We start from the raw sequence: 17,523 nt of genomic DNA on the forward strand, positions 1-17,523 counted from the left end.
CCACCCGGACGCCTACGAGCGTCGCCGATGAACCGCCGGGACGCAACGACCACATCCGGTCAATTTGGGGGTGTCACCGCGCCGCGGGCGGCTCCCCGGCGAGCCAGGCGTCGATCTCGCGGCGCAGCCGGGCCTTGGTGGCCGCCGGCGCGAAGGAGGCGTCCACCGCGGTGCGGGCCAGCGCGGCCAGGCGCGTGTCGTCGTAGCCGTAGGCGTCGCGGACCCGGGCGTACTCGCCGGTCAGCGTGGTGCCGATCACGTCCGGCACGTCGGCGCCCAGCACCACGGCCAGGCCCGCCTCGACCATGCGGGGCAGCGGGTGGTCGGCCAGCGAGGGCACCAGGCCCAGCGAGACGTTGGACGACGGGCAGACCTCCAGCGGGGTGCCGAGATCGCGCAGCTCGGCGACCAGTTCGGGGTCCTCCAGCACCCGGAAGCCGTGCCCGATCCGCTCGGCCCGGCCCAGCCTGAGCGCCTCGCGCACGCTGTCGGCCCCGCAGGTCTCGCCCGCGTGGTGCACCAGATGCACGCCCGTCTCGGCCGCCGCGTCGATCACCTCGGCGAAGGGGGCCAGCGGGTACCGCTCCTCCCCGGCCATCCCCATGGCGATCACGCCGTGGCGGGCGTACCGGGTGGCGAGCTTCAGGGTGCGCCAGGCGCGCTCGGGCGAGCGGCGGCGCGAGTGGTCCAGGATCACCGCCACCTCGATCCCGTACGCGGCCCGCCCCTCGGCCAGCCCGTCCAGCACCGCCTCCAGGGGCTCCTCGGCGGCCATCCCGTACGGCGTGAGCCGGTCGGCGTGCGAGGCGGCCGTGAAGGTCACCTCGGCGTACCGGGTGCCCTGTGCCGCCTCGTCGGCGCAGAACTCGACCGCGATCCGCCGGAAGTCCTCCGCCCGCCGCAGGCACTCCCGCACCGTGGACCCGTAGTCGGCGAAGGCCCGGAACCCGGGGAACGGCGTCACCGGCGGCGCGACCGCCACCCCGTTGGCCGCCGCCAGCTCCCGCAGCGTGCCGGCTCGCACGGTGCTCTCCAGGTGCACGTGCAGGTGGACCTTGGGCAGGCGGGCGAGATCACGGGTGTTCCCCCCGTCGCGGGTGTTCCCCCCATCGGGGGTGCTCCCGGCATCGCGCGTCTTCTCGGCATCGGGCATGCTCCCGACCCTACGCACACTCCCGCCCCATCCCGCACCCGGATATCCCCCGGAACCCGCGGACCCGCCGCCCGCGCGGGGGGCCGGATCGGGCGGGTGGAACGGGACGGCGCGGGAATAACGGTTGCCGAGGCATGGGCGGGCCGGCGGCCCCCGCAGGCGTTTCCGCGCTCCGCCGGCCCGCGCCCGTGCCAGGCGGCCTTGCACTCCTTAGATCCCGTGTTCGCGTCAAGGAGGCTCGATGACCATGCTCAGCGACGACCAGCAGGCCATGGTGCGCGCGCCGTTCGCCCGGCAGGCGGGGCGGGCGGAGCGCGTGGGGGTGGAGGTCGAGGCGGGCGTGGTCGATCCGCGTACGGGGGTGTCGCGGCCGTACCACGGCGAGCGAGGCGTGGGGGCGCTGCTCGAACTGATCATGAGCCGCTGGGGCGGGGCGCCGGTGCGGCAAGGGGGGCACATCGTCGGGCTCAAGCGCTCCGACGGAGTGGAGATCGCGCTGGAGTCGGGGTGCGCGCTGGAGTACGCCTCGGCGCCCGACCGCAGCCTGGCGCGGCTGGTGGACCGGGTGAACGCGGACATGTCGGCGCTGGCCGCCATCGCGGCCGACCTGGACGTGGCGCTGCTGTCGGGCGCCGTGCTGCCCTTCGACCGGCGCGAGGACGTGCACTGGGCCCCCAAGCCGCGGGTGCCGCTGATGCTGGCGTACTTCGACCGCGAGATCGGGCCCGGCTCGCTCGGCTGGGCGGCGATGGCGCAGATCATCTCCATCCAGACCACCCTGGACTACCTCGACGAGGAGGATCTGGCGCGCAAGTTCCTGATGGCGAACGCGGTCTCCCCGCTCGTGGCGGCGCTGTTCGCGAACTCGCCGCTGCACGGGGGCGCGCTGACCGGGGCGCTGTCGCGCCGCATCCAGATCTGGTCGGGGGTGGACCCGAGCCGCGTCGGGGTGTTCCGGCACTGCTTCGGCGGCCGGGACGTGGTGGACGGCGTCGTCGCCTGGCTGCTCGCCCTGCCGCCGATCTACCGCAACGGCCCCGGCGGCGAGGCGCGGGCCGTGCCGCCCGGGATGTCGTTCGGCCGGCTGCTCGCGGAGGGGTACGGCGACGGCACCCGGCCCGGCCCGGCCGACTGGACCTCGATGCTCGCCACCACGTGGCCGTACGTCCGGCTCAGGGAGACCCTGGAGCTGCGCATCGGCGACGGCTCCTTCCAGCGGGACTGGGCGTCGGGGCCGGCGCTGTGGGTGGGGCTCGGCTACGACCGGCGCTCCTGCGAGGAGGCGCTGGAGCTGATGGGCGGCTACACGCTGGAGGAGCACGTGCGGGCGTACGAGGAGGTGGCCGTGCGGGGCCTGGCCGCGCGGATCGGCGGCGACAGCGTGTACGACCTGTGCGGCGACCTGGTGCGCATCGCCCGCGACGGCCTCAAGCGGCGCGTCGGCTACGGCCTGGAGCCCGACCGGGTGCTCGGCTTCCTGGACCCGCTGGAGGAGGTGCTGCGCTCCGGCGCCACGCCCGCCGAGCGCCTGGCCGCCCGCTGGGCCGCCGATCCCAGCCCGGCGCGGTATGTTCAACTGCACCGCTACCGCTGACCGCTCGTGACCTGCGCGGTCACGCCGCCGCGACGCGCCCGCGCCCCCCGCCCGAGCGCTGAGGTACCGAGACGCTTACCATCCCACTCATGACGGTGCCGCCCGAAGAACTTCGACTGGCCGCGGACTTCCCGCCGGCGACTCGCGAAAGCTGGCGCGAGTCGGCCCTCGCCGTGCTGCGCAAGTCCGGGATCGAGACCGACGACCCGGAGCGGGCACTGTCCGCCACGACCTACGACGGTCTGACCGTGCGCCCCCTGTACGACGCCGCCGACGCGCCCGGCGCCCCCGACGCCTCCGGGGTGCCCGGCCGGGCCCCGTACGTACGGGGCGACCGCCCGCTGCCCGGCTGGGACGTGCGGCAGCGGCACGCGGTCGCCGACCCCGACGCCGTGCTCGCCGACCTGGAGAACGGCGTGACCTCCCTGTGGCTGGCCGTGGGCCGCGAGGCGATCCCGGTCGCCGAGCTGCCGCGGGTGCTCGCCGGGGTCTACCTCGACCTCGCGCCGGTGGTGCTGGACGCGGGGGCCGAGACCGCCGCCGCGGCCGAGGCGCTGTTCGCCCTCGCCGCCGAGCGGGGCACGCCGGTGCGCGGCAACCTCGGCGCCGACCCGATCGGCCTGGCCGCGCGCACCGGCGGCGCCCCCGACCTGGGGGTGGCCGTCGAGCAGGCGGCCCGGTGCGCGGCCGGTCACCCGGGGTTGCGGGCGGTGACCGTGGACGCCACGCCGTACCACGACGCGGGCGGCTCCGACGCCGAGGAGCTGGGCTGCTCGATCGCCACCGGCGTGGCGTACCTGCGCGCGCTCACCGCGCCCCGGCCCGGGGGCGCGGGGCTGAGCGTGCCCGAGGCGCTGGCCCAGATCGACTTCCGCTACGCCGCCACCGCCGACCAGTTCCTCACCGTGGCCAAGCTGCGCGCGGCCCGCCGGCTGTGGGCCCGGGTCGCCGAGGCGTGCGGCGCCCCCGGCGACGGCGGGCAGCGGCAGCACGCCGTGACCTCCTCGGCCATGATGACCGCGCGCGACCCGTGGGTGAACATGCTGCGCACCACCGTGGCCTGCTTCGCCGCCGGGGTCGGCGGGGCCGGCGCGGTCACCGTGCAGCCCTTCGACGCCTGCCTCGGCCTGCCCGACGACTTCGCCCGGCGCATCGCGCGCAACACCCAGACCCTGCTGCTGGAGGAGGCGCACGTGGGCCGGGTCGCCGACCCCGCGGGCGGCTCCTGGTACGCCGAGAGCCTGACCGCCGGCCTCGCCGAAGCGGCCTGGGCCTGGTTCCAGGAGATCGAGCGTGCGGGCGGCATGGCCGCGGCGCTCGCGTCCGGGCTGGTCCAGGCCCGGCTGGCGGCCACGGCGGCGCGGCGCGCGCAGGACGTCGGCCACCGCCGCGCCCCGATCACCGGGGTGAGCGAGTTCGCCGACCCCGCCGAGAAGCCGGTCGTGCGCCGCCCCGGCACCGGGCTCGCGGCCTGGGGCGAGGACGGCGGGCTGCCGCTCGTGCGCCCGGCCGCGCCGTTCGAGGAGCTGCGCGACCGCGCCGACGCCATCGCCGCCGAGACCGGCGCCCGGCCGCTGGTGTTCCTGGCCACGATCGGCCCGGTCGCGGCCCACACCGCGCGCGCCTCGTTCGCGGCCAACCTGTTCCAGGCCGGCGGCCTGGCCACGACGACCGCGGGCGCGACCACCGACCCGGCCGAGATCGCCGCCGCCTACGCCCGCAGCGGCGCCCGGGTGGCCTGCCTGTGCTCGGCCGACAAGCTGTACGCCGAGCACGCCGCGCCCGTCGCCGCGGCGCTGCGCGAGGCGGGCGCCGCGCGCGTATGGCTGGCCGGCAGGGGAGAGTATGAGGGTGTGGACGGCACCCTGTACGCCGGCTGCGACGCCCTGGCGGTCCTGCGCGCCACATTCGCCGACATCGAGAAGGCCGACATCGAGAAGGAGGTGACCCGGTGACGATCCCCGACTTCTCCGACATCGAGCTGAAGTCCGGCCAGACCCCCGCAGGCCCGGCCGAGTGGGTGGAGGCCGTACGCCAGGAGACCGGCACGGGGCCGGAGGACCTGGCCTGGGAGACCCCCGAGGGCATCGCGGTCAAGCCGCTGTACACCGCCGCCGACCTCGACGGCCTGGACTTCCTCGGCACCTACCCGGGCGCGGCGCCGTTCCTGCGCGGCCCCTACCCGACCATGTACGTCACCCAGCCGTGGACGATCCGGCAGTACGCCGGCTTCTCCACCGCGGAGGAGTCCAACGCGTTCTACCGGCGCAACCTCGCCGCCGGGCAGAAGGGCCTGTCGGTCGCCTTCGACCTGGCCACCCACCGGGGCTACGACAGCGACCACCCGCGCGTGGCGGGCGACGTGGGCATGGCCGGCGTCGCCATCGACTCGATATACGACATGCGGCAGCTCTTCGACGGCATCCCGCTGGACAAGATGAGCGTGTCGATGACCATGAACGGCGCGGTGCTGCCGGTGCTCGCGCTCTACATCGTCGCGGCCGAGGAGCAGGGGGTGGCGCCCGAGCAGCTCGCGGGCACCATCCAGAACGACATCCTCAAGGAGTTCATGGTCCGCAACACCTACATCTACCCGCCGGCCCCGTCGATGCGGATCATCTCCGACATCTTCTCCTACACCAGCGAGCGGATGCCGAAGTTCAACTCGATCTCCATCTCGGGCTACCACATCCAGGAGGCCGGGGCCACCTGCGACCTGGAGCTGGCGTACACGCTGGCCGACGGGGTGGAGTACCTGCGGGCGGGCGTCGCGGCCGGGCTGGACATCGACAGGTTCGCGCCGCGGCTGTCGTTCTTCTGGTGCATCGGCATGAACTTCTTCATGGAGGTCGCCAAGCTGCGCGCGGCCCGGCTGCTGTGGGCCAGGCTGGTCGACGGGTTCGGGGCGAAGAACCCCAAGTCGCTGTCGCTGCGCACCCACTGCCAGACCTCCGGGTGGTCGCTGACCGCGCAGGACGTCTTCAACAACGTCGTACGCACCTGCGTCGAGGCCATGGCCGCCACCCAGGGCCACACCCAGTCGCTGCACACCAACGCGCTGGACGAGGCCCTCGCGCTGCCCACCGACTTCTCCGCCAGGATCGCCCGCAACACCCAGCTCCTGCTCCAGCAGGAGTCCGGCACGACCCGGGTGATCGACCCGTGGGGCGGCTCGGCGTACGTGGAGCGGCTGACGTACGAGCTGGCGCGGCGCGCCTGGGGGCACATCCAGGAGGTCGAGGCGGCCGGCGGCATGGCCAGGGCGATCGACGCCGGCCTGCCCAAGCTGCGCATCGAGGAAGCCGCCGCGCGCACCCAGGCCCGCATCGACTCCGGGCGGCAGCCGGTGATCGGGGTGAACAAGTACCGCCCGGCGGCCGACGAGCCGATCGAGGTGCTGAAGGTCGACAACACCGAGGTGCGCCGCCGTCAGATCGAGAAACTGCGCCGGCTGCGCGAGGAGCGCGACCCGGCGGCGGTGGAGGCGGCGCTGGCCGCCCTCACCGCGGGCGCCGCGGGCGACGGCAACCTGCTCGCGCTGGCGGTGGACGCGGCACGGGCCAAGGCCACGGTGGGCGAGATCTCCGACGCGCTGGAGAAGGTGTTCGGCCGGCACACCGGCCAGATCCGCACCATCTCCGGCGTCTACCGTGAGGAGGTGGGACACGGCGTGGAGAGCGTGCGCGAGGCGTGCGCGGCCTTCGAGCGCGCCGAGGGCAGGCGCCCCAGGATCCTGGTCGCCAAGATCGGCCAGGACGGGCACGACCGCGGCCAGAAGGTGATCGCCACCGCCTTCGCCGACCTCGGCTTCGACGTGGACGTGGGCCCGCTGTTCCAGACCCCGGCCGAGGTGGCGCGCCAGGCGGTGGAGGCCGACGTGCACATCGTCGGCGTCTCCTCGCTCGCGGCGGGGCACCTCACCCTGGTGCCCGCCCTGCGCGAGGCCCTGGCCGAGGCGGGCCGCGACGACATCATGATCGTCGTGGGCGGGGTGATCCCGCCGGGCGACTTCGACGAGCTGCGCGCCGCCGGCGCCTCGGCCATCTTCCCGCCCGGCACGGTGATCGCCGACGCCGCCCACGACCTGCTGAAGGAGCTGTCCGCCCGCCTGGGCCACGCATGAAGCTCGAAGACTACGTCCAGGGCGTGAAGGAGGGCTCCCGGGCCTGGATCGGCCGCGCGATCACGCTCGTGGAGTCCTCCCGCCCCGACCACCAGGAGCTCGCCCAGCGCCTGCTGGTGGAACTGACCCCGTTCACCGGCCACGGCCGCAGGGTCGGTGTCACGGGTGTCCCCGGCGTGGGCAAGTCCACGTTCGTGGACGCCCTGGGCACCATGCTCACCGCCCGGGGCCACCGCGTGGCGGTCCTGGCCGTCGATCCGTCCTCCACCCGCACGGGCGGCAGCGTGCTCGGCGACAAGACCCGGATGACCCGCCTGGCCGCCGACGAGAACGCCTTCATCCGCCCCTCGCCCACCTCCGGCACCCTCGGCGGCGTCGCGAAGGCCACCCGTGAGGCCATGGTCGTGGTCGAGGCGGCCGGCTACGACGTGGTCTTCGTCGAGACGGTCGGCGTGGGCCAGTCCGAGACCGCGGTCGCCGGCATGGTGGACACCTTCCTCCTGCTCACCCTGGCCAGAACCGGCGACCAGCTCCAGGGCATCAAGAAGGGCGTCCTGGAACTGGCCGACGTGATCGCGGTCAACAAGGCCGACGGCGACCACGAGATGGCCGCCAAGAAGGCCGCCCGGGAACTGGCGGCCGCCCTCCGCCTCCTCCGCACCGGCGCCGCGCCCGCCCCCGTGCTGACGTGCAGCGGCCTGACCGGCACCGGCCTGGAGGAGCTGTGGCGGCACATCGTCGCCCACCAGGACGCCCTGGCGGCCTCGGGCGAACTGGAGGACAAACGCCGCCGCCAGCAGATCGAGTGGATCTGGGCCCTGGTCCGCGACCGCCTCCTGACCCGCCTCCACAACCACCCCGAGGTGACGGCCCTGACCCCCACCCTGGAACACCAGGTCCGCGAAGGCACCCTGACCCCCACCCAGGCCGCCGACCGGATCCTGCGCGCCTTCACCGGCCCGTGATCCGCCGCGCCGCCCCGCCCGAGGGCGGCGCGGCCCGGGTCCGCCCCCGGACGCGCTCCGCGGCGCGGTGGCGATCTTCTTCGGCCATTCCCCGGCCGCCGGAGTGGCCGATCGCTCGGTGATGAGCCAGTGGTTCGCAATCTCGGTCCCCGGGCACAGGGCGACCCACGGCGAGTCGCCGGTGCTCGCGCACGTGACCATGCCGGACACCCCGATGCGGGTTCGCCGGGCGATATGCGAGGTGCAGGTGGCGCGTACGCCGATGCGCTCGAAGCGGCCGGTGCCGGCGTCCTCGTGGTAACTCGACGAGGTCACGGCGGCCTTCGTGCGCTCGACGAGCAATTTGTGGGCCCGCATCTCGACGAGGTGGCCTTCCGCGTCGAGCCGGTCCTCTATTTCGCGGCCCAGGTCGTCGCCCGTGGCACTCGGTGTTATCCGGGAAAGACGCGCCTTCGGTGAGTTTCCTTTTCCGGCCGATATACAGCATCATCCCGGCGGATTAGGGCACGTGCCCGAATCGCCCCGGATGCGACCCTGGCCGGGGTGGCGGAGCACGGGAGAATGGGTGGTATGCGGATCAAGTCCCGGTTGCATGTACTGGATAAGCATCTGTTCCACGCTGTGGCGCGGGCGCACTGGCCGGGCGGGGAGCAGATCCTGCCGCCGTTGTCGCGGGCGGCGGACAACTCGCTGTTGTGGGCCGGGTTCGCGGCGGGGTTCGCGCTCAGCGGGCATCCGCGGCTGCGGCGGGCGGCGACGCGGGGGATGCTGGCGATCGGGCTGGCCAGCCCGCTGGTGAACCTGGTGGGCAAGCAGATCTTCGGGCGGAACCGGCCCTCGCCGGTGAACCTGCCGCTGGCGCGGCTGCTGGCGATGCCGACCTCGGCGTCGTTTCCCTCGGGGCACTCGGCCTCGGCGGCGGCCTTCGCCACGGCCGTGGCCATGGAGGCCCCCGGCCTGGTGGCGGCGCCGGTGGCGGTCGTGGCGGCGGCGGTGTGCTTCTCGCGGGTGTACACGGGCGTGCACTACCCGGGTGACGTGCTGGCGGGGGCCGGGGTCGGGGTCGCCACCGGGCTGCTCACCTGGCGGCTGTGGCCCCGGCCCCGGCCGGCGGCGGGCGAGGGGGAGGGTGAGGGGGAGGGTCAGGCGGAGCCGATCGAGCCGGCGTAGAAGGAGTCCAGGACCTCGCGGTTGCGGGCCTCGACCTCCTTGCGGCGGATCTTCAGGCTGGCGGTCAGCTCGCCGGTCTCGACGGAGAAGTCGGCGGGCAGGATGGCGAAGTCCTTGACCGTCTCATACGAGGCGAGCGTGGCGTTGACCGCGTCCACCGCCTCCCGCACGACCTGGCGCAGGCGTGGGTGCCGGGCCAGCTCGGGCAGGTCCGACGGCTCGGCCGGCAGGCCCTCGGCGCGGGCCCAGGGCAGCACCACGTCGGGGTCCAGCGTGACCAGCGCGGTGCAGAAGTTGCGCCGGTCGCCGTGCACCACCACGTGCGACAGGTACGGGCAGGCCGCCTTGATCCTGCCCTCGATGTGCTGCGGGGCGACGTACTTGCCGCCCGAGGTCTTGATCAGCTCCTTCTTCCGGTCGGTGATGCGCAGCCGGCCGGCCTCGTCCAGCTCGCCGATGTCGCCGGTGCGCAGCCAGCCGTCGTGCAGGGCCGCGGCGGTCTCCTCGGGCAGCCCGTGGTAGCCGCGCATCACGCCGGGGCCGCCGATCAGGATCTCGCCGTCGTCGGCGATCCGGACCAGGGTGCCGGGCATGGGCGGGCCCACGGTGCCGAAGCGCACCTGGCCCGGCCGGTTGACGAAGCTGCCCGCCGAGGACTCGGTCAGGCCGTACCCCTCCAGGATCGTCATCCCGGCCGCGTCGAAGAACTCCGCCATCTCCGGCGACAGGGGCGCGGAGCCGGAGATGAAGTAGCGGATGCGCCCGCCGAAGCGGGCGCGTAGCTTGGCGAAGACGAGGCGGTCGGCCAGGGCGTACCGGGCGCGCAGCCAGGGCGAGGGCGTGACGCCCGCCTGCCGGGCCCGGCTCATCCGGACGCCGACCTCGCGCGCCCAGCGGAAGATCCGCGGCTTGAGCCCGCCCTCGCGGCGCACGGTCGCCACCACGGTGTTGTGGATCTTCTCGAAGATGCGCGGCGCGGCGGCCATCACGGTGGGGCGCAGCTCGGCCAGGTTGGCCGCGATCCGGTCGATGCGGCCGTCGATCGCGGTGGGCGTGCCGGTCTCGATCACCACGACCTCCAGCAGCTTGCCGAACGAGTGCGACATCGGCAGCCACAGGAAGTGCAGGTCGTCGGGGGCCAGCAGCGCGATCTCGCGGGCCGCGCGGGCGGCGTACAGCCAGTTGCCGTGCGTGAGCTCCACGCCCTTGGGCCGGCCGGTCGTGCCGGAGGTGTAGATGAGCGTGGCCAGGTCGGCGGGGCCGATGCGGTCCACCATGGCGTCGTACGCCGCCGGGTCGTCCGGGGTGGCCGCCAGCTCGGGCCAGGGCAGCACCCAGTCGCCGTCGGCCTCGCCGTCCAGGACGATCACGCGGCGCACCGCGGGGATCGACTCGCGCACGCCGCGCAGTTTGGCCACCTGCGCGGCGTTCTCGGCCACGACCAGGGCCGCGCCGGAGTCGGAGATGATGTACGCGCACTCCTCGGCCGTGTTGGACGGGTAGACCGTCGTGGTCGCGGCGCCGGTGGCCAGCACGGCCAGGTCGGCGAGGATCCACTCCACGCGGGTGCCCGACAGGATCGCCACCGTCGTGCCCGGCCCCGCGCCGAGCCCGGCCAGGCCGAGCGCGAGCCGTCTGACCCGTTCCTGCACGGCGGACCAGCTCAGGGAGGACCACCCGGTTCCGTCCGGGTGACGGAACGCCTCCGTGTACGGTGTCGCAGTGGCCCGCTCCCTCAGCAGGGCGGGGATGGAACCGCTCATGTCCGACCTCCGGTGGAGTGTCACTCTAGAGTGGCACTCTAGCGGGCTTCGCTCGGCCGTGCGCGGGTGAGCGGGAGGGATGGCGATGGGGGCGGACCGGCGTCAGGCGATCCTGGACGCCGCCCTGGAGATCGTCGGCGGCGCCGGGTTCGACGCGCTGACGATCGTGCGGCTCTCGGAGGTCTCCGGCGCCTCCAACGGCAGCATCTACCACCACTTCGGCAGCCGGGGCGGGGTGATCGCCGCCCTGTACCGCGACAGCTTCGCCCGCCTCGTACGCGCGATGCTGCCCGCCCTGGACGCCCGCCCCGCCGCCGACGTCGTGCCCGACCTGGCCGGCAGGTACCTCGACTGGGTGGCCGCCGAGCCCACCCGGGCCCGCTTCGTCTACGGCGCCCCGGCCGCCGGCCTGGTGGCGCTCGGCGAGGGCATGGCCGGCGACAAGGCCGAGATCATGGCGCCGATCGCCGCCTGGTTCGGCGAGCGGGCGCGCGCGGGCGAGGTGCGCGCGATGCCGGTGTGGGCGCTGGACGCGGTGGTCATGGGGCCGGTGCACGAGTGCGCCCGCCGCTACCTGCTCGCCCCGGACGCCTTCGACCTGGCCGCCGCCCGCCCTCTCGTGACCGCCGCCGCCTGGTCCATCGTCCGGCCCGGCTGACCGCTTGCGCTGCGGGCGCGGACACGCTAAGGTCGTCAAGTCTTGTCGCCGTTGATTGGGGAAGGCCGTTGAGGAACGAAGGCTAGGGCACCGCGCTCTGTCGCGCACGCACCTGCCTTCGCGGATCCGGCCTTTGCGACTCCGCCACGCCTGGCGTGGTCCGGCATCCTCGAACGTCCCGTTCGCCCTTCGGCGCCGTCACCGGCGGTGCGTGCCATGGGCGACGGCGCGGGGCCCGCATGTGGGGAAACTCATCGACCTGCACGTGGGAGGCCGCGTATGTCATTTTCGCGTACGTCATTTTCGATCGTCTGCGACGGGATCACCTTCGCGTGGCCCGACGGGACCAAGGTGCTCGACGGGCTGGACGTCGCCTTCGGCACCGGCCGCACCGGGCTGATCGGCGTCAACGGCTCGGGCAAGTCGACGCTGCTGCGGATCATCGCCGGCGAGCTCCGCCCGCAGGCCGGCACCGTGTCGGTGGCGGGGGAGGTCGGCTACCTGCCGCAGAACCTGCCGCTCGGCGCCGCCCGCACGGTCTCCGACCTGCTCGGCATCAGCGAGACGCGGCGCGCCCTGCACGCCATCGAGCGGGGCGAGGTGTCGGAGGAGAACTTCGCCGCCGTGGGCGACGACTGGGACGTCGAGGAGCGCGCCCGCGCCGAGCTGGACCGGCTCGGCCTGAGCCACCTCGGCCTGGACCGCACCGTGGGCACGCTGTCCGGAGGGGAGACCATCATGGTCGGGCTGGCGGCGCGGTTCCTGCGCGCCCCGGACGTCCTGCTGCTCGACGAGCCGACCAACAACCTCGACCTCGACGCGCGCAACCGCCTGTACGCCGCCGTGGACTCCTGGCCGGGCGTGATGGTGATCGTCAGCCACGACCGGGAGCTGCTCGACCGCGTGGACCAGATCGCCGACCTGGCCGACGGCGAGGTGCGCGTCTACGGCGGCGGCTTCACCGCCTACGAGGAGGTGCTGGCCGCCGAGCGGGAGGCCGCCGAGCGGATGGTGCGCACGGCCGAGGCCGACGTGCGGCGGCAGGCCCGCGAGCTGGCCGAGGCCCGGATCAAGCTGGACCGGCGGGTGCGCTACGGCAAGAAGATGTTCGACAACAAACGCGAACCGAAGATCATCATGCAGGAGCGCAAGCGGCAGGCGCAGGTCGCGGCGGGCAAGCACCGCAACATGCACATGGAGAAGCTGGCCGAGGCCCGCGAGCGGCTGACCGAGGCCGAGCAGGCGGTGCGCGACGACGCCGAGATCCGCATCAACCTGCCCGAGACCGAGGTGCCGGCCGGGCGCACAGTGCTGACGCTCACCGGGCTCCGCCCCGCCGACGCCGCCGGGCCGGAGGCTCCCGGCCGCCCGCTCGACGCCGAGGCGGAGACGGAGGCGGAGGGCAAGGCCGAGGCCGAGGGCAAGGCGCTGGAGGAGCTGGTCGTGCGCGGGCCGGAGCGGATCGCGCTGCTCGGGCCGAACGGCTCGGGCAAGACCACGCTGCTGCGCGTCATCGCGGGCGAGCTGCCGCCGGAGACGCCCCACGGCGCCGTCGCCGTGGGCGGGGCCCAGGTCGGCGTGCCCGGCGTGCGCTACCTGCCGCAGCGGCTCGACCTGCTCGACGACGAGCTGAGCGTGCTGGACAACGTCCGCCGGTACGCGCCCGCCGCCTCCCCGAACGCGATCCGGGCTCGCCTGGCCAGGTTCCTGTTCCGGGGCGCGCGGGCCGAGCAGCCGGCCGGCACGCTGTCGGGCGGGGAGAGGTTCCGCGCGGTGCTGGCCGCGCTGCTGTGCGCCGAGCCGCCGCCCCGGCTGCTGCTGCTCGACGAGCCGACCAACAACCTGGACCTGGCCAGCGTGCGGCAGCTCGCCCAGGCCCTGGCGGCGTACCGGGGAGCGCTGATCGTGGCCTCGCACGACCTGCCGTTCCTCGACCAGATCGGGATCACCCGGACCCTGCGGGTGGACCGTGCCAGGGGACTGGTCGAGATGTGATCCTTTACGCACCCGGCGCGAGATTGACGTTATGAATCAAGCGGGCGATAGTGGGACGGCTATGGCTGTCCCCCGGATGTTCCCCTGCGTACTCACGGTAACCGCCCTCGCGCTGACCGCGTGCACCTCCACCGGCACCCCGAGCGAGCCCCAGCCGGGCAGCTCGGTCGCCTCGGGCGCCATCGGCCCCGGCGGGCCGGCCGGCGACGGCGCGACGGCCGTCGAGACCGCGCCGCCGGCCACGCCGACGCCGGCCACGCTCACGCCCGAGGCATACCGGGTCCAGCTCGACGCCGTACGCGGCCCGGTGCGCGACGCGCTGTCCAAGGTGGCCTCGGCGGGCAGCCTGAAGTCACTGGAGAGCCGGGCCGACGACGCCGAGGACGCGCTGAACGAGGCCGCCTCGACGCTGGCGGCGCTGACCCCGCCGGCGGAGGTCGCCGCGCAGCACGCCGACTTCGTCGACGCGCTGCGCGGCATGTCCGCCGGCATGGGCGACCTGAGGGTGGCCGTGGACTCCCGCTCGGTCTGCACCGCGAGCGGGGCCCTGGCCAGCCTGGGCAAGTCGGGCGAGCTGAAGGAGCTGCAGGAGGCGGCCGACGCGTTGTCGGACGTCGGCGACTACCCCTCCGACGTGGTGTCGGTCAAGGCGCGCGCCGAGACCTCGCGCCGCCTGCCCAACGGCCGCTACCTCCGCAGCGAGAGCCGCAACGGCCGGGGCAACCTCGCCATCAACAACGGCGGCTCGCGCGACGCCGTGGTCACCCTGCTGCGCGGCAAGAAGCGGGTCATCAGCGTCTACGTGCGCAAGAAGTCGAAGTTCACGGTGGCGGGCGTGCGCGACGGGAAGTACCGCGTGTACTTCACCACCGGCACCGACTGGGACGCCAGGGAGCGCTCGTTCAGCCGCTCGTGCTCCTTCCAGCGCTTCGAGGACTCCTTCCCGTTCAAGACCACCTACACCGCGACCCAGGTGCGCTGGCAGAACTGGCGCATCACGCTGCACGCGATCAAGGGCGGCAACGCCCAGACCGGCGACGTCAACCCCGACGACTTCCCGAGCTGAGGACATCCTGAGCCGACGCCCGGCGCAGGCCCGGACGTGGGCCTGGGCGGGCCGGCATATGGGGCGTGGAAACGCGAAGACCGCGATCCGATGGAAGATCGCGGTCTCTCGTGCCCCCCTCGCGGGCGGATCAGGTGGAGAAGAGCATCCCGACCCAGCTCCGCTGACGGTGGTGGCCATAGCCGTAGCCGCCGTGCGGCGCGCCCCAGCCCGGCCCGTGCGCGGCCGGCGGAGGCGGCGGCGGGGCGGCGTGGTGCTGCTGCTGCCACTGGGCTTCCACCCGGGTCAGGGTCTCCAGCTCCCCGTAGTCGAGGAAGATGCCCCTGCACTGCTCACACTGATCGATGTGGACGCCGTTGCGCTCGTACGTCCGCATGGTTCCCCGACACTTCGGGCACTGCATCCTGTCTCCTTGCCCTCTGGCTCCGTTTGCCTGAGCACAACCTACAGAGAGACCAACTATCGTGCGCGCCCCTGGGTTCCCGCAATCCTCGCGCAGGTGTCGATCAGGATGCGTTCGACCTCGTCCGGCTCCCGCTCCTCCCTGAGCGCGGCGGCGACGGCCGCGGCGGCGAGCTGCACGGTCAGGGCCCGCGCGGGCAGGTCCAGCCGCTCCCAGGGGTCGGCCCCGGGGGCGCCCAGCGCCCGGCCGCCCGCGCCCAGGTAGGCCGACAGGAACCCCTGCCACACCTCCGGCGCGAGCAGCCCGCTGGCGAACCAGGCCGCGGGCCGGGCCAGGTCCCACGCCTGGTCGCCGTGGCCCAGGTCGTCCACGTCGATCAGCACCCAGGCGCCGGCGCCGGGCGGGTGGCGTACGAGCTGGCCCATGTGCCAGTCGCCGTGCGTGAGCCCCCGCTCCGGCCCGCCTCCGGCGGGATCGTCCAGGGCGTCCAGGGCGGGCAGCGTCGCGGCGGCGGCGCGTACGGTCGCGGCGGCCGCGCCGGGCGCGTGGCGGATGCGCGCGACCGTGCGCGGCACCCGGGCGGGCCCACCGGCGGGCGGGAGCGGCGGCAGCGCGTCCAGCGGGACGGCGTGCAGCGCCGCGAGCAGCCGGGCCGCGTCCTGCCAGGGGGCGGCGTCGGGATCGCCGGGATCGACCGGTTCGCCCGCAGGCCAGACGGTGGCCGCCCGGCCCGCCACGTCGGCGACCGCGAGGTCCAGCGGGGGCAGCATGATCCCGCCGAGCCGCGCCGAGGCGGCCAGCCGGGGGCGCAGCGCGGCGGCGTCCATGCCGGGGGCGTGCGCCTTGACCACGACCTCGCCCACCTTGACGATCACCACGTCGTTGCGGGTGGGCATCACGACCGGCTCGGGGGAGGCGCCGGCGAGGTGGGGGAGCGCCAGCGCGGCCAGGCCGAGCTCCAGGTCGCCGGTGGGCGCGCGTCCGGTGCCGAGGGCCGTCACCGGGGCCCGGCCGGGAGGGAGGCGACGCGCCACAGGCCGAGCGCCTTGTCGGCGTACGCGCCGCCTTCTTCGGCGCAGCCCTCGATGAGCACCGCCTCCGGCTCGGGCAGGCCGAACGGCGGCAGTTCCAGGTTGAGCGGCCGCCAGTCGCCGAGCGGGATGTCGCGGTTGGCGCGCAGATCGACGAACGTGGTGGTCAGCAGCCACTCCGAGCCGCTGCGCCGCAGGTTGGCGAACGCGGCGAAGATCTGCTCGAAGGGGAGGTGCACCAGGCAGTCGCGGCACAGCACGACGTCGGCGCGGGGCAGCGGGTCGCGGGTGAGGTCCAGCAGCTCGAAGCTGCGGCCCGGCCCGGCGTGCCTGGCGCGGTTGGCCTCCACCAGGGCGGGCACGATGTCGGCCCCGATGTAGGAGTCGAGCCGCAGCGGCGCGGCGCTGAGCCAGCCGAAGTCGCCGCACGGCAGGTCGAGCAGGGTGCGGGCGCCGAGCCGGGCGAGCAGCGCGGGGATGTCGCGGCGCAGTGCGGCGGTGGCCACGTCTTCGGAGCCGACACCGGAGACCGAGGTCTCGCTGCCCCACATGTTCTCGCGGTGGATGTAGGCGAAGGTCTCGGCCATGCCCAGGCCGGCCAGGGCCTCGGCGTGCTCGCGGAAGGCGATGTTGGCCAGCACGGGCGGCCTGTCGTCGGGGGTCTCGCTCACGCCCCCAATCTAGATTGCTGCCATGAGGATTGGTTTCGCAGTGCCCGTCTCGGGGCCGTGGGCGACGCCCGCGAACATGGTCAGGATCGCGACGAGGGCCGAGGAGCTGGGCTACCACCAGGTGTGGACGTTCCAGCGGCTGCTGTACCCGGTCGGGCACGAGATGGGGCCCGTCTACCGCGCGGTGCACGATCCGGTGGTCACGCTGGCCTACCTGGCCGGGGTCACCACCTCGATCCGGCTCGGCGTCGCGGTGCTGAACATGCCGTTCTTCTCCCCGCCGCTGCTGGCCAAGCAGCTCGCCACCCTGCAGACCGTCTCCGGCGGACGCCTGACCGCCGGGCTCGGGCTGGGCTGGATGCCGGAGGAGTTCACCGCCTCGGGCGTGGACATCGCCGCGCGCGGCGCCCGCGGCGAGGAGTACGTCGGCCTGCTGCGCACGCTGTGGAGCGCGGACGTCGCCGAGCACGAGGGCCGCTTCTACCGGCTGCCGGCCTCCCACCAGGACCCCAAGCCCGACCCGGCGCCGCCGATCCTGCTCGGCGGCACGGCCGAGGTCGCGCTGCGCCGGGCGGGGCGGCTCGCCGACGGCTGGGTGACCTCCAGCCGGGAGGACCTGACCCGCATCGACGAGCGCGCCGCCGTGGTCAGGCAGGCGGCCCGGGAGGCCGGGCGCGACCCCGACGCCGTCGAGATCGTCTGCCGCGGGGTCACCCGGTTCGCGCCCGCGGGGCGTCCCGACCGGCGCCCGCTGACGGGCTCGTACGAGGAGATCCGGGCCGACGTGGCGGACCTGGCGGCCCGGGGGGTCACCGAGGTCTTCCACGACCTCAACTTCGACCCCGAGATCGTCGCCCCCGGCAGCGACCCCAAGGAGTCGATGCGCCGCGCCGAGGAGGCCCTGGAGGCGCTCGCCCCCGGCGCCTGAGCC

General features: G+C 74.3%; 14 protein-coding genes. 9 read left to right on the forward strand and 5 right to left on the reverse strand.

Annotation, left to right across the window (positions count from 1 at the left end):
* Positions 1–73: 73 nt before the first annotated feature.
* Positions 74–1,153 (reverse strand): adenosine deaminase, encoded by a 1,080-nt coding sequence (gene add / locus HNP84_RS08125; RefSeq protein ID WP_185048754.1) that lies wholly within the window; start codon positions 1,151–1,153, stop codon positions 74–76.
* A gap of 241 nt (positions 1,154–1,394) precedes the next feature.
* Here add and HNP84_RS08130 point away from each other — a divergent pair, with 241 nt between their 5' ends.
* The 5 genes from HNP84_RS08130 to HNP84_RS08150 all read left to right on the forward strand — a co-directional run bounded on the left by HNP84_RS08130 (position 1,395) and on the right by HNP84_RS08150 (position 9,005).
* A complete protein-coding gene (locus HNP84_RS08130; protein ID WP_185048755.1) occupies positions 1,395–2,747 on the forward strand; it encodes a glutamate-cysteine ligase family protein in 1,353 nt (450 codons plus the stop codon).
* Positions 2,748–2,836: 89 nt separating this feature from the next.
* A complete protein-coding gene (locus tag HNP84_RS08135) occupies positions 2,837–4,702 on the forward strand; it encodes a methylmalonyl-CoA mutase subunit beta (RefSeq protein WP_185048756.1) in 1,866 nt (621 codons plus the stop codon).
* Positions 4,699–6,870: a methylmalonyl-CoA mutase gene (gene scpA / locus HNP84_RS08140; RefSeq protein WP_185048757.1), complete on the forward strand. Its 2,172-nt coding sequence runs from the start codon at positions 4,699–4,701 to the stop codon at positions 6,868–6,870. Before HNP84_RS08135 ends, scpA begins: the two co-directional genes overlap by 4 nt.
* Positions 6,867–7,835 (forward strand): methylmalonyl Co-A mutase-associated GTPase MeaB, encoded by a 969-nt coding sequence (gene meaB / locus HNP84_RS08145; RefSeq protein WP_185048758.1) that lies wholly within the window; start codon positions 6,867–6,869, stop codon positions 7,833–7,835. The genes scpA and meaB overlap by 4 nt, the downstream gene beginning before the upstream one ends.
* A 570-nt stretch (positions 7,836–8,405) precedes the next feature.
* A complete protein-coding gene (locus HNP84_RS08150) occupies positions 8,406–9,005 on the forward strand; it encodes a phosphatase PAP2 family protein (RefSeq protein ID WP_221335982.1) in 600 nt (199 codons plus the stop codon).
* On the opposite strand, the gene HNP84_RS08155 is transcribed toward HNP84_RS08150, so the two are convergent.
* Entirely contained in the window at positions 8,978–10,768 is a 1,791-nt protein-coding gene (locus HNP84_RS08155) for an AMP-dependent synthetase/ligase (RefSeq protein ID WP_185048760.1), read from the reverse strand. The genes HNP84_RS08150 and HNP84_RS08155 overlap by 28 nt on opposite strands.
* A gap of 85 nt (positions 10,769–10,853) precedes the next feature.
* On the opposite strand from HNP84_RS08155, the gene HNP84_RS08160 reads away from it, so the two are divergent.
* The 3 genes from HNP84_RS08160 (at position 10,854) to HNP84_RS08170 (ending at position 14,487) form a co-directional block, all read left to right on the forward strand.
* Positions 10,854–11,426, forward strand: a complete 573-nt coding sequence (locus HNP84_RS08160; protein WP_185048761.1) for a TetR/AcrR family transcriptional regulator — start codon at positions 10,854–10,856, stop codon at positions 11,424–11,426.
* Positions 11,427–11,705: 279 nt separating this feature from the next.
* Complete coding sequence (locus HNP84_RS08165; protein WP_185048762.1) at positions 11,706–13,421, forward strand: ABC-F family ATP-binding cassette domain-containing protein; 1,716 nt, start codon at positions 11,706–11,708, stop codon at positions 13,419–13,421.
* 61 nt (positions 13,422–13,482) lie between these two features.
* Positions 13,483–14,487 (forward strand): hypothetical protein, encoded by a 1,005-nt coding sequence (locus tag HNP84_RS08170; RefSeq protein WP_185048763.1) that lies wholly within the window; start codon positions 13,483–13,485, stop codon positions 14,485–14,487.
* Between the two features lie 130 nt (positions 14,488–14,617).
* Here HNP84_RS08170 and HNP84_RS08175 read toward each other — a convergent pair whose 3' ends face one another.
* From HNP84_RS08175 to HNP84_RS08185, 3 genes are read right to left on the reverse strand one after another with little or no spacing between them, the layout of a single operon-like run.
* On the reverse strand, positions 14,618–14,890 hold the full coding sequence (locus HNP84_RS08175) for a TFIIB-type zinc ribbon-containing protein (protein WP_185048764.1): 273 nt from the start codon (positions 14,888–14,890) through the stop codon (positions 14,618–14,620).
* Positions 14,891–14,946: 56 nt separating this feature from the next.
* On the reverse strand, positions 14,947–15,924 hold the full coding sequence (locus HNP84_RS08180) for a phosphotransferase family protein (RefSeq protein ID WP_312924114.1): 978 nt from the start codon (positions 15,922–15,924) through the stop codon (positions 14,947–14,949).
* Positions 15,888–16,592 (reverse strand): class I SAM-dependent methyltransferase, encoded by a 705-nt coding sequence (locus tag HNP84_RS08185; protein ID WP_185048765.1) that lies wholly within the window; start codon positions 16,590–16,592, stop codon positions 15,888–15,890. Before HNP84_RS08185 ends, HNP84_RS08180 begins: the two co-directional genes overlap by 37 nt.
* A gap of 22 nt (positions 16,593–16,614) precedes the next feature.
* Here HNP84_RS08185 and HNP84_RS08190 point away from each other — a divergent pair, with 22 nt between their 5' ends.
* Positions 16,615–17,520 (forward strand): TIGR03619 family F420-dependent LLM class oxidoreductase, encoded by a 906-nt coding sequence (locus tag HNP84_RS08190; protein ID WP_185048766.1) that lies wholly within the window; start codon positions 16,615–16,617, stop codon positions 17,518–17,520.
* The last annotated feature ends 3 nt before the right edge of the window (positions 17,521–17,523 follow it).

This window comes from Thermocatellispora tengchongensis (assembly GCF_014202315.1).
Classification (GTDB): domain Bacteria; phylum Actinomycetota; class Actinomycetes; order Streptosporangiales; family Streptosporangiaceae; genus Thermocatellispora; species Thermocatellispora tengchongensis.

What these genes read in the sequence shown, in the direction of transcription:
- HNP84_RS08160 (WP_185048761.1), top strand. Translation starts at nt 10,854, where the DNA reads ATGGGGGCGGACCGGCGTCAGGCGATCCTGGACGCCGCCCTGGAGATC.
- HNP84_RS08175 (WP_185048764.1), bottom strand. Translation starts at nt 14,890, where the DNA reads ATGCAGTGCCCGAAGTGTCGGGGAACCATGCGGACGTACGAGCGCAAC.
- HNP84_RS08155 (WP_185048760.1), bottom strand. Translation starts at nt 10,768, where the DNA reads ATGAGCGGTTCCATCCCCGCCCTGCTGAGGGAGCGGGCCACTGCGACA.
- HNP84_RS08130 (WP_185048755.1), top strand. Translation starts at nt 1,395, where the DNA reads ATGACCATGCTCAGCGACGACCAGCAGGCCATGGTGCGCGCGCCGTTC.
- add (WP_185048754.1), bottom strand. Translation starts at nt 1,153, where the DNA reads ATGCCCGATGCCGAGAAGACGCGCGATGCCGGGAGCACCCCCGATGGG.
- HNP84_RS08170 (WP_185048763.1), top strand. Translation starts at nt 13,483, where the DNA reads ATGGCTGTCCCCCGGATGTTCCCCTGCGTACTCACGGTAACCGCCCTC.
- HNP84_RS08190 (WP_185048766.1), top strand. Translation starts at nt 16,615, where the DNA reads ATGAGGATTGGTTTCGCAGTGCCCGTCTCGGGGCCGTGGGCGACGCCC.
- HNP84_RS08150 (WP_221335982.1), top strand. Translation starts at nt 8,406, where the DNA reads ATGCGGATCAAGTCCCGGTTGCATGTACTGGATAAGCATCTGTTCCAC.
- HNP84_RS08135 (WP_185048756.1), top strand. Translation starts at nt 2,837, where the DNA reads ATGACGGTGCCGCCCGAAGAACTTCGACTGGCCGCGGACTTCCCGCCG.
- HNP84_RS08165 (WP_185048762.1), top strand. Translation starts at nt 11,706, where the DNA reads ATGTCATTTTCGCGTACGTCATTTTCGATCGTCTGCGACGGGATCACC.
- meaB (WP_185048758.1), top strand. Translation starts at nt 6,867, where the DNA reads ATGAAGCTCGAAGACTACGTCCAGGGCGTGAAGGAGGGCTCCCGGGCC.